Consider the following 12,973-nt stretch of genomic DNA (forward strand, 5'->3'; position numbering starts at 1 on the left):
GGCCGCAGGGGCAAGGTCAAGCGGGGAGGATGGTGATTCCGCATCCTGCGAAGTGAGCAGTGAGGTGAGCACGCCTCTCAGGCTCCCTCTCCCCTTGCGGGAGAGGGTGGGGAGAGGGGTGGCCCCGGGCGAGATGATTGATGATGGCACGGCCCTCGCGGCTGCGTTCGCTTCTCGTTGTGACGCATGCATACGGAGAGAGCATGTCGTGTGGCACCCCTCTCCCTAACCCTCTCCCGCAAGGGGAGAGGGAACCCTGGCGCCGGTGCGTCCCTTACGCGTGCGTCGCGCGAGAATGCGAAGCTGCGTCCCCATCCACAACTGTCGTCGCCCGGCTCGCCGCCTCCGCTAAAGCTTCGGCGCGCCTATGACTCGTAGCCTCGTCGAAGCCTTGGCGGAGACGGGACCGGGCGATCCAGTAAGCCGCGGCCTCTCAGCTCAAGCACAGACGTCTCTGGAATACTGGATCACCCGCATGCGCGGGTGATGACACCGCGTTGCTTGACATCTTAAATCGCGCCTCATCCTCATCGTCGTCCCTGCGAAAGCAGGGACCCATAACCACCGATGCTGATCATCTTGCGTTGCTGGAACGACGAGTCCCTTCAACAACCAAGGCCGCGGAGTTGATGGTGTGGACGGCCCCCTACGGCATCAGTGTGCCAGAATGAGGTTGTTGCAAATCTCAGACAAAGGAGCCGTCCGTGGGAGAGATTATCCGCATTGGAATGGATACGTCGAAGCATATTTTTGTGCTGCATGGGGTTGATGCGGCGGAGCAGGTGGTGCTGCGCAAGAAGCTATCGCGCAAGCAAGTGCTGGAGTTCTTCGCCAAATTGCCGCCGACCGTGATCGGGATGGAGGCCTGCGGAGCTTCGCAGTATTGGGCGCGGGAGCTTGGCAAGCTCGGTCACGAGGTGAGGCTGATGGCCCCGCAATTGGTGAAGCCTTACGTGATGCGGAACAAGAATGACGGGCGCGATGCAGAAGGGCTATGTGAAGCGATGGACCGGCCGAACATGCGCTTTGTGCCGGTCAAGACGGCCGAGCAACAGGCCGCGCTGATGCTGGCGGGGCTGCGCGATGGATTGATCGCCCGGCGCACCCAGCTGAGCAACGCGATCCGCGGCTATGCGGCGGAGCTCGGCCTGATCGCGCCCAAGGGGCTCGACAAGATCGAGCCGCTGCTGGCGCGGATCGCGCAGGACGAGAGCTTGCCCACCATGGCGCGCGAGGTGTTTGCGGTGCAGGGACGCCAATACGCTGCTCTGCAAGCCGAGCTCAAGCAACTCGAGGTTAGGCTGATGGCCTGGCACCGCGCCGATGCGCTGAGCCGGCGTCTGGCGCAGATCCCATCCGTCGGCCCGATCACCGCAACACGGCTGGTGATGAAGACGCCCGATCCGCATGCGTTCCGCTCCGGCCGGCATTTTGCGGCCTGGCTCGGCCTCACACCGAAGGATCATTCCACCGGCGGCAAGACCAGGCTCGGCAAGATCACGCGGGCCGGTGACGAAGACCTGCGCCGCTTGTTCGTGGTTGGGGCGACTGCGGTCATCCAGCAGGTTCGGCGGGGCCGAGGCCATCCGTCGCGCTGGCTGCTGGCGCTGCTCAAGCGCAAGCCGCCGAAGCTGGCCGCCGTGGCGCTCGCCAACAAGGTTGCCCGCATCGCCTGGAAGCTGATGGCGACGGGCGAGAGTTACGATGCCGCGCGGCTCAATGCCATGGCGGCCGCCGCCTAACAGATTGGCCGGCCGGCGGGTTCGCCCACCAGCCGACCCGGAAGCTGCAAGAGCAGATGGAGCAATCGGTCGATCAACGATGCGAGACAGTCCGTGGGACCCATTGGCCGCCAACAGGTCGCGGGGTTGTTTGGAGCTCGCGTCGCGCAACCCATCTTGGCCAGCGACCATTGCGTGTCGCATCAACAGGCCGGACATATGGATGCAGCGATCCGATCTACTCAGAAAGCTCTTGTGCCACGGGGGCCGTCCACATATGGGTCCCTGCTTTCGCAGGGACGACAGCGGTGCTTGTCGCGAACGTCCCTGCCTATTGCGGCGGCCCACCCTCATTCCAGATGGTTCACCTTCGCCACCCAGGCGCGGACGTCGGTGAGCACGGCGGGCAGCGCGGCCTTGACCTCCTGCACGTTCATGCCGGACTTGATGCGGGGGTCGTAGAGCAGGTTGAGCAGGTACTGGTCGTAGACGTCGAAGAAGCCCATCGAGACGCTGTCGTTGAACATGGTCCACGGCACGGTCGCAGTGTCGTTGATCGGGCCGAGCGACTGCAACAACTCCTCATAGGCGCAGTCGAGGAAGACGAAATCGCCATTGTCGACGGTGAGGATGACGTCGGAATGCTCGATCTCGTAGTTCTCGTTCTTGCGGAAGCCGGACAGGCATTGCGGGTCGAGCGAGGTGCGGATCTCCTTGGCGCGCTCCTGGCCGTAGAAGGTCGCGATCGTGCGGTAGAGCTCGCGGTCGCGCACCATCTTGACCACGACATTGGCCGCGTCGTTGTTGTCGGTCATCGCGATGTCGAGATGCTGCACCTTGGCTCGGATGTCGGCGATGACCTTGGCGAGCTGGACCTTGCGGTCGGCGCGGTTGCCGTCGGCGAACACGCGCACCGGCCTGTCGTATTTGCGGATGCGGTCGACCCGACCGGCGAGATGATATTCCGCGCCGAACGCGGTCTTCAGAAAGCCCTCGACGATCTCGGCGTCGGTGAAGATTTTCTTCTCGTTGCGCTGGCGCGCCACGATGGCCGGTACCTCGGCGGCGGCCGGCACGGTGCTATCGGTGAGGCAAACGGCGAGCGCTGCGGCGAGAAGGAGAAGTATCGAAGGACGGTGCTGAGACATTACGACAACGCTGCCGCAAGGTTTGCGGCAGCGCAAGGTGCGATCGGCGATCTCACCTGATGGAAGCGCCCGGTTCCGTCGAAGTCGAAGCGATCAGTTCTTCACCACGACGGTGGCGCCGACCGAGACGCGATCATAGAGGTCCTTGACGTCCTCATTGGTCATCCGGAAACAGCCCGACGAGACCGCCTGGCCGATCGTCTCCGGCTCGTTCGAGCCGTGGATGCGATACAGCGTCGAGCCGAGATACATCGCGCGCGCGCCGAGCGGGTTCTCGATGCCGCCGGCCATGTGGCGCGGCAGATCGGGGCGCCGGCGCAGCATGTCCGAGGGCGGTGTCCAGGACGGCCATTCCTTCTTCGCGGAGATGCGGTGCACGCCGCTCCAGCGGAAGCCGTCGCGGCCGACGCCGATGCCGTAGCGCAGCGCCTGGCCGTTGGCCTGCACCAGATAGAGCCGGCGCTCGGCGGTGTTCACCACGATGGTGCCGGGGGCATAGTTGGTCGGGTAGTTGACGGTGGTGCGCGGGATCGGGCTCGAGCCGCCACCGCCGAAGAAGCTCGGGATGTCTGACTGGTAGCCCCGGGAGTCGAAGAACTGGGCCTGGGCCTGGCCGGCACCTGCCAGGATCGTGAGCGCGGCAAACATCAAGGCAATCTTGCGCATCGTCGTCGTCCTCGCGAACAATCAAATATGAAGCCAAAAAGGCCATAATCGCCAGCGTTTCGCAAGCGACGAAGCCGTGACATCAGCCATTTTCGACAACACGGTTTAAAAAGGCAACAGACCGGAAGCGATACCTGCATTGTCCCGCCAAACCTTTGACGAAGCGGATGAAGAATGGTTGATCTGGAGCGTTTTCAAGCGAAGTGGGGTACCGGTTCGCGTCGAGAAAACGCGACCAAACAAAAGCTGGAGCGTTTTCAAGCGAAGTGGGCAGCGGTTCGCGTGAAGAAAACGCGACCAAACAAAAGGATACGAGCATGATCCGATTTAATCGGATCGGATCATGCTCTCAGCGACCTCAAGAACATCTCGAAACGGGAGCGTGAGCATGAACGGTGCGGAAAGTCTGGTGCGGACATTGGTCGCGGGCGGCGTGGACGTCTGCTTTACCAATCCCGGCACCTCGGAGATGCATTTCGTCGCAGCACTGGACAAGGTCCCCGGCATGCGCTGCGTGCTCGGCCTGTTCGAAGGTGTGGTGACCGGTGCGGCCGACGGCTATTTCCGCATGAAGGGCACGCCGGCCTCGACGCTGCTGCATCTCGGGCCCGGTCTCGCCAACGGCCTCGCCAATCTGCACAACGCCAAGAAGGCGCATTCCGGCATCGTCAACATCGTGGGTCAGCACGCGACCTACCACATCGGCTACAACGCGCCGCTGACCTCCGATATCGAGGGTCTCGCGCGGCCGATGTCGTCCTGGGTGCGCACATCGCCCGACGCCAAGTCGGTGGCGGCCGATGGCGCGGCCGCGATCGCCGCGGCCAAGAGCGCGCCGCCCCAGATCGCAACGCTGATCCTGCCGGCCGATACCGCCTGGAACGAGACCGACGGCATCGCCGAGGTGCCTGTGGATGCGCAGCGCCCGAGCTATTCGCCGCAGGCGGTCGACACCGCGGCGAAAATCCTGCACGGCGATGCCGCGCGCACGCTGCTGCTCGTCACCGGCAGCGCGCTGACCGAGCAGGGCTTGGCGCTCGCCGAGCGGATCGCCGGCAAGACCGGCTGCACCGTGATGGGCCAGACCTATCACCCGCGCATGGCGCGCGGCCGCGGCCGCTTCTCGATCAACCGCATCCCCTATGTGATCGAGCAGGCGCTGCCGATCCTGAAGAATTTCCGTCACATCGTGCTGGTCGAGGCCAACGATCCGGTGGCGTTCTTCGCCTATCCGAACAAGCCGAGCATGCTGAAGGCGGAAGGCTGCGAGGTGCATCGCATGACCGCCTGGGGCGAGAATTCGGTCGCAGCCCTCGGGGCGCTTGCCAATGCGCTGCATGCGACGGCGCAGGACGTCAAGCCGCAGCAGCACCAGGAGCTGGTCAAGCCGACCGGCGCGCTCAACCACGCCACGATCGCGCAGGCGATCGCGTGCGCGATCCCCGAGAACGCCATCATGGTCGATGAGTCCGTTACCACCGGCCGGGGCTTCTTCCCGCCGACGGCGGCGGCCGCGCCGCACGACTGGCTGCAGAACATGGGCGGCTCGATCGGCTTCTCGACGCCGGTCGCGACCGGCGCCGCGGTCGCCTGTCCCGACCGCAAAGTGATCTGCATGGTGGGCGACGGCAGCGCGATGTACACCATCCAGTCGTTGTGGACGCAGGCGCGCGAAGGGCTCAACGTCGTCACCATCGTGTTCGCCAACCGGATCTACCAGATCCTGCGCGGCGAGTTCGACGGCGTCGGCGCCGGCGAGCCGGGCAAGCGGGCGCAGGACATGCTGAAGATCGATCGGCCGACGCTCGATTTCGTCGCGCTCGCGAAGGGCATGGGCGTGCCGGCGGTGGCGGTCACATCAGCGGATGAGTTCAACAAGGCGCTGGCGAATGCCGTCGCCGAGCCGGGCCCGCGGCTGATCGAAGTGCAGATGTAGGCGCATGATCCGGAAAAGTGCGAAGCGGTTTTCCGGCGAGATCATGCGCAACTAGAGTGCGTTTCAAAGGCCGCGGCGGCGGCCCGTCCAGTCGGAGGCGTCAATGCAGACCGAGCTGAACAAGGTGATCGCCGCCGTGCAGGAGTTTTATGCGCAGGAGACGTTCCTGCTGGAGCGGGATCTCGGCGAGCGAACGCTCACTCACCGGCTGGCTGTCTATGTCGAGCGGGAGTTTCCCGGCTGGCAGGTCGACTGCAACTATGATCGGCTCGGCGAGCGCACGCTGCGGCTGCCGCGCGGCTCGGGGAGTTCGACCGACGACCATCTCGGCAAGTCGATCTATCCCGATATCGTCGTGCATCAGCGCGACATCCCGAACAATCTCCTGGCCATCGAACTGCGCAAGGACAGCAACCACCAGCCGCTCGAGCACGACCAGCGCAAGCTGCAGGCGCTGACCGATCCGAATGTCTGGTTTGCCTATGCGATGGGCGTTCTGGTGATCGTCGGACAGCACGGCGTGAGCTTTTCCGAAGTCTATGCCGGCGGCGCCATCGACAGCGCCACGTCGCGCTGGTTTGCGGCGCGCATACGCGAGAGCGGGCTCGCAGGCAGGCGCGACGATGGCGCTCAGCACTAAAGCCAGATGAGATTGGGTTGAAGCGGCTTGCCGCGATTTCGGTCCACCTCTCCCCGTTGGGGAGAGGTCGGATTGCGCCTGGCGATGCGAAGCATCGTCCAGTGCAATCCGGGTGAGGGCTCTCGCTCTCTCGATAGACTGCAACCCCTCACCCGATTTGCTGCGCAAATCGACCTCTCCCAAGGGAGAGGTGAACCTTCGATGCCGCACCAGCTCAACCTAATCTCATCATGCTTTATATCCATCGCGATGAATCTTGCTCTGCATCGCAGTGATAGCCCGTTTGGATCATGCGTTGCCGCTGCACGCGCGTCACAACAGAAGGTGCGGGAGGTGGAGCAATTTCTGGAGCTGGTGGTCATTTTTCAGAACGATCCGATGGCGGTGCGGATTACCGGCTCTGCGCCTCTTTCGCTCCCTCTCCCGCACTTGAATTCTCTGGTTCAGTTCTCACTGCTCCAACGTTCACTGCCCCAGGCGGCCAGCGCATTTGATCGCGACGCGACGGGCGAGGCGGCATCCGCACCGAGACAGCAACAAAAAGGCCGCCTGCGGGCGGCCTTTTCCGTGATGGCCAGGTTCGCGATCGGCTACCGCGATTGTTTCTGTTTATTGCTTGGCCGCGTCGTCGCCGGTCGTGGCGGCGCCAGCCTTGGCGCCTCCCTTGGCGCTCGATTTCTTGGCGGTCTTCTTGGCTTTCTTCTTCGGCGCCATCTTGGTTGCCTCGCCCTTGGTCGCCGTGTCGCCGCTTTGCGCCGCGGGGGCCGGGCTGGCGGCCTTGTCCTGCGCGAGCGCAGTGGACGAGACGAAAGCAAGCGCCGTGACGGCGAGGATCAGTGTTCGCATCGGATGGTTCTCCCAAGTTGGTTTTCCGGCGCCCCTCAACGGGACAGAATGTCGCAGGTTCCGCGGCGCCGATCAGCAGTCCGTGAGCTGTGCGTGAACGGCGCAGCCGCTGCGAGGTGGGCGGAACCGGGAACCACGAGCCGCGTTATGTCGCTGGGCAGGAGTTCCGAGGAGAGACGCCATGCGCTGGCGGTCAATGACGGAAACCACCAATACGGTGCTCGACACCGCCCCCGAGGATACCTTCTACACGGTGGGCTGGACCATCAGCGGGCTGGCGACACTGGCCACCATCGTCGCGGTCTGGATGTTCGGGATCTGAGGGCGAACGATCCGTGCAGGCAATCGGCTTGCCAGCGCCGGCGGGGCCGTCGTGGCCTGCGCCGGTCAACTATTTCCGCAAAATGGCCAGCGCTTCCCGGTAGAGCTGCGAAAAACCGAGCAAGAGCGCGCTCGACAGCAGGAACGTCGCGATGCTGTCATAGTCGTCGGCCGTCGGCCAGGCGAACTCGAAATAGGGGGGCATGAACACCCACCACACGATCGGCACCGTGATGATGGTGGCAAAGGCGCCGGCCGGCGCGCCGCCCATCAGCCCGGCGATCAGGATCGCCGGCACGAAGGCCGCGAAATAGAACTGCATGCCGAAGCTCGCGAACATCTCCTGCGTTGCGGTGGCGAGCACCACGGCCAGCAGGGCGACGACGAACGTCGACAACGACCAAGGCCGCAGCTTCAGAATGTAGTCGTTGCCCTTGCGCATCGAGACGTCCCGGCCTCCGCGAGTCCCGGGAAGGTAGCCGAGGAGGCCTGCAAACAAAACCCCGTAGGACTCCGAGGGTCAGCGTTGTGCTCGGCACAGTGAAAAGGAACCGGCCCGGTCAAGCCACTGCCGCATTGTCGCGCTTATTGCATTGCGGCAGGGCGATGGTGGGACGACACAATGCTGGAATTGCTGATTGTCGTGTTGGTCACCGGGATCGGGTTCGTATCGGGGTACGGCGTGCGCGAGCTGATCTCGCGCCGCAGACGGCGGTCCCAGCCGCAGGTCAGGGCCGCGCGGCGCCAGGCGCCGGACGGTGATACCGCTGCGGCGCTGCTTGCCGCGAATGATGACGTCTCGGTGCGCGGTCGGCGCTGGCCTCCCCACACGCAACAGGCCGATCACGCCACCCCTCCCGATGAACTCGACGGCGCGGTTCGCGACCTGCTCGGCGAACTCGGCCGGCGCACCGCCAGGCCGTAATCCGCCCCACACCGCCGCCGGCAGTGAGCCGGCATGGCCGCGGCATCGCAGCAGCTGCCGACGGTTCTGATTGTCCCGAAGTCACTCGGCTCGAGGGCGGTAGCTGTCGCAGCCATCGCCCCTCTCAAGGCCTAAGCCACGCGCGCAACTTCCTGATAGCTCGCCGGTGGCCAGCGATCCGCCCAGGGGCGCGCCGCCTCGAGCTGATAGGCCAGGCCGAACAGCGTGGCCTCCGCGCCTGCGCGCGCGGCGAAGTGGGAGCCGATCGGCAGGTTGTTCGCGCTCCAGTACAGCGGAATGCTCATCGCCGGGATGCCCGCCGCGTTGATCAGCGGGGTGAAGTCCGAATTATCGACGGCGCGCTCGAACAGAGTGTCGAACGGCAGGTCTGTTGCGTGTTCGCCCAGAAGCTTCGCCGGATGACGCGCCACAGGCGACAGCAGCACATCGTAGGCTTCAAAAAATGCGTCCAAGGCTCGGCTGGCTTGCGTCAGCTGAGCGACCGCACCAGCGATCCGCTCCGGCGAAAGCGCCGCCCCTCGGCTTGCGAGCCCCAGCGTCCAGGGCTCAAAGTGTTCGGTGTCGGCGTCGCATCCGATCCATGCGCAAGTCGCTTGGACTGCGCTGGCGGCCAGCACCATCCATGCGTCGAGGAAGGCTTCGATCGCTGCCGGGCCGGAGAATGGCCACGCCGTCGGTTCCGCATGGTGGCCCAGGCTCTCGCAAAGTCGGGCAGTGGAGACCAGCGCGTCGTCCACGTCGGTGGCAGGGCGGTTGCCGCTGAAGCCCTCCTGTATCAGACCGACGCGAAGCGGTTTGCTGATCGGATCGCGCACGAACCCCAACGGGCCGAGCTTGGTGTCCGGGTCTTCCGTGAGGCTAAGCATGAGCGCGCTATCGCGCACCGACCGGGTAAGGACATGATTGACTGCGACGTCGGGCAAGTCGAATGGCATGGGTGGAGCGCCATCGCTTCGATTGCGGCCACGGCTCGGCTTGAGGCCGAAGACGCCGTTGTGGCACGCGGGATGACGGATTGATCCGCCCCCATCGCTGGCATGCGCCATGGGAGTCATCCCGGCTGCGACCGCCGCTCCGGCGCCCCCTGAAGATCCGCCGGGCGAGCGCGCGAGGTCCCACGGATTGTGGGTTGGACCGAAGAGTTTGGGTTCGGTCGCGTCGATCAAGGCGAACTCCGGCGTGTTTGTGCGCCCGACCGTGACCAAGCCGACAGCCTCCAGTGCGAGGGCGTACGGGGAACTGACCGGCGGGATGAAGTTGCGGAGCGCGCGGCATCCAAACGTGTTCGGCGTGCCCGCCACCGACAGTACATCCTTGATCAGAAACGGAACGCCTGCGAAAGGACCCGACAGGGCTGCGCTTGCAGATCGCTCTCGTGCTTGCGAATAGAGTTTGTGCGTGACAGCGTTGAGCGCTGGGTTAGTCGCCTCGATCCGCGCGATAGCAGCTTCGACAAGCTCGCTGGTGCTGATCTGACCAGATCGGACCAGATCGGCTTGGGCGATAGCGTCCAGCTTGGCGAACTCGTCATTTCCGCCCGAGTGAACTTGGGTCTGTGACATGCGTGCCCACTCGATGTTCCTTGCCGAGGCAGTTCACACTATCGGTGTGCGCGGGGGCGCGGGCAAGCCCGAGGTCTGTCCGCACGTAGGACTTATGCCTCTCCCGCCGCACGCTCCTGTGCCGAGCGTCATTGCCGCCGGACTTTGCCACTACGCCACGGCTTTCTTCTTCGGCTTGCTCTTGGCCGGTTTTGCCGTAAGCCGGATTCCCATTGCCCCGATGATGCGCAGGATCGTTGCGAACTCCGGGTTGCCATTCTCGCCAAGCGTCTTGTAAAGCCCCTCTCTGGTCACGCCAGCGGCCTTTGCAACCTCGCTCATGCCTTGTGCTCGGGCAACGAGATTGAGGGCGTCACGAACCTCTGCAGGATCGCCATCGGCGAGAACAATGTTCAGATACTCAGCTCGCGCCTCCGCTGTGCGAAGGTGTTCGGTGGCATCGAACTTCTTCAGCTTGCTGACTTTCATCCTCAATCCTCCAATGTCTCGGCGATTTCCAGCGCGGCAAGCCAGTTGGTGAAGTCAGGCGTTTCGCGAACGTCGATCATGTAGTGATTGTAATCCATAGATTACAGTTCGGTGCGAGTTCCCAGTCCAGACTGCGGACCCGATGCCCGTTCTGGCCGTAATCCGACATAGATGCACCCAAGCTTGGCTTTGGAGGGCAACGCGGGCGCAATCAAGTTCAGAAATGGCGTAACCCATTGATCCGACTTGCCTCGGCTACTTTGCATGGGGTTGTTTTCGACATTTTTGATGAGGCGGTCCCGAAGGGCGCCAGAATGTCGACAATCGTCCGCACTTGGCGGTTCAGGAAGGGAAATGGTGGACGCACAAGGGATCGAACCTTGGACCTCTCCCGTGTGAAGGGAACGCTCTCCCGCTGAGCTATGCGTCCGGGATCTGACGTGCCAAAGGCCGCTGGTCGGCGGCCGGTCGAAAAGTGGCGCTTCGTCAGAGCGTGCGATTTACGAAGTGCCGGGTAGGGGTGTCAAGCCAAACCCTGCGGGAATCAGGCGCCTTGCTGACGGGCGCGGGAAGCGTGTGACTGCAGGGCACGGATGCGCTCGGCGAGTGTGCCGCCGCCTTCGGGCATCCCGCTGCCCGGCGGGATGCCATTTGCGGCACCGTTGGCTGGTTTGGCGGCCGCCTTGGCCGGCACGGTCGGCTCCGCCGCCAGCATCGCCTCGATCGCCGAATTGGGGCCCTCGAGCTGGATCGCGAGCTTGGCCACCTCGGCGGCGATGTCGTTGATGCGCTCGCGCAGCAGCGCGTTCTCCATCCGCTCGGTCGCCCAGGAGCTCTCGGCCTGCTGCTGGATCGCGTTGATGTCGCGCTGCAGCTTGCCGCGATCGTCGCGGGCGATGCGCAGCTGCTCCTCGATCGCCGCCTTCTCCTGACGCAGCCTCTCGAGCACCGACGATTTGCCGCCGCTCGTCGCCGCGATCTCCTCGCGCAGCTCCTGCACGGTCCGCTCGGCGGCGGCGTTGGCCTGCTTGAGCTGGCCGTTCTCGAACTCACGCTCGGCAAGCAGTTTGCCCTGGGTCGCAAGCCGGGTCTCGAGGTCGGTGACGCGGTTGCCGAGCATCTCGGCTTCCTTGACCTGGACGATCAGCTGGCGGTCGAGATCGGTGACCCGCTGGCTCAGATTCTCGACCCGGCCGCGCGCGTCGGTGAGCTCGCGCGTCGCGGTCTCCGACTGGTTGCGCTCCTGGGCGAGGCGGGCCTCGGTCGCCGCGAACTCCCTGGCGGCATCGCCGACGCGGTTCTTCAATTCCTCGACCTGGGTCCGCACCGCGACCAGTTCGACCTGGCGGCTGTCCGCCGTCATCGAGCGGTCGCTGAGCTCGGCGTTGATCTTGCCAAGCTCGCCCTGCTTGTCGGTCAGCGCCTGCTCGGCGTTGCGCAACAGCTCGGTCTTGGCGGAAAACTCTTCCTCGGTGGCGCGAAGCTGCTCCTTCATCGCCTTCTCGCGCGCTTCCAGCGCGAAGATGGCGGCGTTCTTCTCGCCCAGCTCGATCTTCATGCGGTTGATCGCATCGGTCTTCTTGCCGAGCTCGGCGAGCTGGCTCGTGGTCTTGCTCTTGAGCTGGTCGACGCTCATCTCGAGCCGGCGGGCCGACATCGCGAATTCGGCGCGGAGCTGGTCCTTGTCGGCCTGGATCTCGGCCATCGACAGCGGGGTCGCCGCCTCCATGCGGCGCGTGGTCAGCCGCACCGCCCGGTTATGCACCAGCGGAACGATCATCAGGCCACACAGCATCGAGATCAGGAAACCGATCGCCGCGTACATGATCGGCTCGATCATGAAGGGTCACTCCAAAGAAAGCAGGAATTTGTTAATCACAATGCCACGGCGGGCCGGCCAAAGGCCAGCCCGTTTGCCGCGTTAACCTGAATCGCTAACCGTTCCGGAGCGCCCGGCACAATCACCCGATCGGCGCAGCGACCTAGAACGGGTTCCAGGTCGCGCGCGGGGTGAATTTGAGATAGCCGACGCTGGCGCCGAGCCGCAAGCCGATGCCCGAGCGAATCGGGACCAGCACGATGTTGTTGGCGGTCAGCGCCGTCATGCCGAAGCCGCCGACGATATAGGCCGAGCCGTCGATGCCGACGAAGCGCTGATAGATCGCCTGCGTCGAGGGCAGGTTGTAGACCAGCGTCATGGTCCGGGCGCCGTCGCCGCCCCAGTCGAAGCCGACCGAGGGACCCTGCCAATAGACCCGCAGGTCGCCGGCGTTCTTGGTGTAGAGCGTGCCTTCGCCATAGCGCAGCCCGGCCACGAAAGCGCCGGAGCCTTCCTCACCGAGCACGTAGCCGTTGGGCAGGCCCCATTGGCTGACCGCGCGCTCGATCACCGAGGCGAGCCCGCGCGAGACGTTGCCGAAGAATTTGTGTCCGGCGCCGACCAGTTCATCTGGCCCGTAAGTATACGGGGTCTGCTCACGCTGCGGCGGTGGATATTGCGGCGGTGGGGGCTGCTGCGCGGACGCCCCTGCGCTCCAGCACATCAGCGCGGCAAACGCGACCGCGGCAAGGCGTGATGCGAAAGTCATTAAGAACCCCTGCTATCGAAATCCGGGCGTTGCCCTTTAACCTGATGCCAACAGGCACGGCTCTAGGTTGCGCCCAGTGTCCCCTCGACTCGGATGTTATCGGTATCAACTATGACGGCACAACGGCAGGA

General features: G+C 64.4%; 13 protein-coding genes and 1 tRNA gene. 5 read left to right on the plus strand and 9 right to left on the minus strand.

Features of this window, described 5'->3' with window-relative positions:
• The first annotated feature begins 704 nt into the window (after nucleotides 1–704).
• Entirely contained in the window at nucleotides 705–1,742 is a 1,038-nt protein-coding gene (locus ACE10Z_RS11375) for an IS110 family transposase (protein ID WP_375784156.1), read from the plus strand.
• 329 nt (nucleotides 1,743–2,071) lie between these two features.
• On the opposite strand, the gene ACE10Z_RS11380 is transcribed toward ACE10Z_RS11375, so the two are convergent.
• A complete protein-coding gene (locus tag ACE10Z_RS11380) occupies nucleotides 2,072–2,869 on the minus strand; it encodes a DUF2927 domain-containing protein (RefSeq protein WP_375788001.1) in 798 nt (265 codons plus the stop codon).
• Between the two features lie 93 nt (nucleotides 2,870–2,962).
• Entirely contained in the window at nucleotides 2,963–3,535 is a 573-nt protein-coding gene (locus ACE10Z_RS11385; protein WP_375788002.1) for a L,D-transpeptidase, read from the minus strand.
• 388 nt (nucleotides 3,536–3,923) lie between these two features.
• Here ACE10Z_RS11385 and ACE10Z_RS11390 point away from each other — a divergent pair, with 388 nt between their 5' ends.
• Together ACE10Z_RS11390 and ACE10Z_RS11395 are read left to right on the plus strand one after the other, a co-directional pair.
• Nucleotides 3,924–5,471 (plus strand): acetolactate synthase large subunit, encoded by a 1,548-nt coding sequence (locus tag ACE10Z_RS11390; protein ID WP_375788003.1) that lies wholly within the window; start codon nucleotides 3,924–3,926, stop codon nucleotides 5,469–5,471.
• 103 nt (nucleotides 5,472–5,574) lie between these two features.
• Nucleotides 5,575–6,111, plus strand: a complete 537-nt coding sequence (locus ACE10Z_RS11395; protein WP_375788004.1) for a hypothetical protein — start codon at nucleotides 5,575–5,577, stop codon at nucleotides 6,109–6,111.
• Nucleotides 6,112–6,720: 609 nt separating this feature from the next.
• Here ACE10Z_RS11395 and ACE10Z_RS11400 read toward each other — a convergent pair.
• Nucleotides 6,721–6,957: a hypothetical protein gene (locus ACE10Z_RS11400; protein ID WP_375788005.1), complete on the minus strand. Its 237-nt coding sequence runs from the start codon at nucleotides 6,955–6,957 to the stop codon at nucleotides 6,721–6,723.
• A gap of 181 nt (nucleotides 6,958–7,138) precedes the next feature.
• On the opposite strand from ACE10Z_RS11400, the gene ACE10Z_RS11405 reads away from it, so the two are divergent.
• Entirely contained in the window at nucleotides 7,139–7,279 is a 141-nt protein-coding gene (locus tag ACE10Z_RS11405; protein WP_171947715.1) for a hypothetical protein, read from the plus strand.
• Nucleotides 7,280–7,348: 69 nt separating this feature from the next.
• Here the strand turns inward: ACE10Z_RS11405 and ACE10Z_RS11410 are convergent, their stop codons facing one another.
• The gene (locus ACE10Z_RS11410) at nucleotides 7,349–7,720 is read right to left on the minus strand and encodes a DUF4118 domain-containing protein (RefSeq protein ID WP_097677242.1); all 372 of its coding nucleotides are present in this window, start codon (nucleotides 7,718–7,720) and stop codon (nucleotides 7,349–7,351) included.
• A gap of 180 nt (nucleotides 7,721–7,900) precedes the next feature.
• On the opposite strand from ACE10Z_RS11410, the gene ACE10Z_RS11415 reads away from it, so the two are divergent.
• The gene (locus ACE10Z_RS11415; protein WP_375788006.1) at nucleotides 7,901–8,203 is read left to right on the plus strand and encodes a hypothetical protein; all 303 of its coding nucleotides are present in this window, start codon (nucleotides 7,901–7,903) and stop codon (nucleotides 8,201–8,203) included.
• Nucleotides 8,204–8,334: 131 nt separating this feature from the next.
• On the opposite strand, the gene ACE10Z_RS11420 is transcribed toward ACE10Z_RS11415, so the two are convergent.
• The 5 genes from ACE10Z_RS11420 to ACE10Z_RS11440 all read right to left on the minus strand — a co-directional run bounded on the left by ACE10Z_RS11420 (nucleotide 8,335) and on the right by ACE10Z_RS11440 (nucleotide 12,842).
• A complete protein-coding gene (locus ACE10Z_RS11420; RefSeq protein WP_375788007.1) occupies nucleotides 8,335–9,786 on the minus strand; it encodes an amidase family protein in 1,452 nt (483 codons plus the stop codon).
• A gap of 150 nt (nucleotides 9,787–9,936) precedes the next feature.
• Nucleotides 9,937–10,254: an addiction module antidote protein gene (locus ACE10Z_RS11425; protein WP_375788008.1), complete on the minus strand. Its 318-nt coding sequence runs from the start codon at nucleotides 10,252–10,254 to the stop codon at nucleotides 9,937–9,939.
• Nucleotides 10,255–10,609: 355 nt separating this feature from the next.
• A tRNA-Val gene (locus tag ACE10Z_RS11430) sits at nucleotides 10,610–10,684 on the minus strand.
• 114 nt (nucleotides 10,685–10,798) lie between these two features.
• Nucleotides 10,799–12,094 (minus strand): hypothetical protein, encoded by a 1,296-nt coding sequence (locus ACE10Z_RS11435; protein ID WP_375788009.1) that lies wholly within the window; start codon nucleotides 12,092–12,094, stop codon nucleotides 10,799–10,801.
• A 142-nt stretch (nucleotides 12,095–12,236) separates the two neighbouring features.
• Entirely contained in the window at nucleotides 12,237–12,842 is a 606-nt protein-coding gene (locus ACE10Z_RS11440) for a DUF1134 domain-containing protein (RefSeq protein ID WP_298366658.1), read from the minus strand.
• Nucleotides 12,843–12,973: the final 131 nt, after the last annotated feature.

It is taken from the genome of Bradyrhizobium sp. Pha-3 (assembly GCF_042258615.1).
Classification (GTDB): domain Bacteria; phylum Pseudomonadota; class Alphaproteobacteria; order Rhizobiales; family Xanthobacteraceae; genus Bradyrhizobium.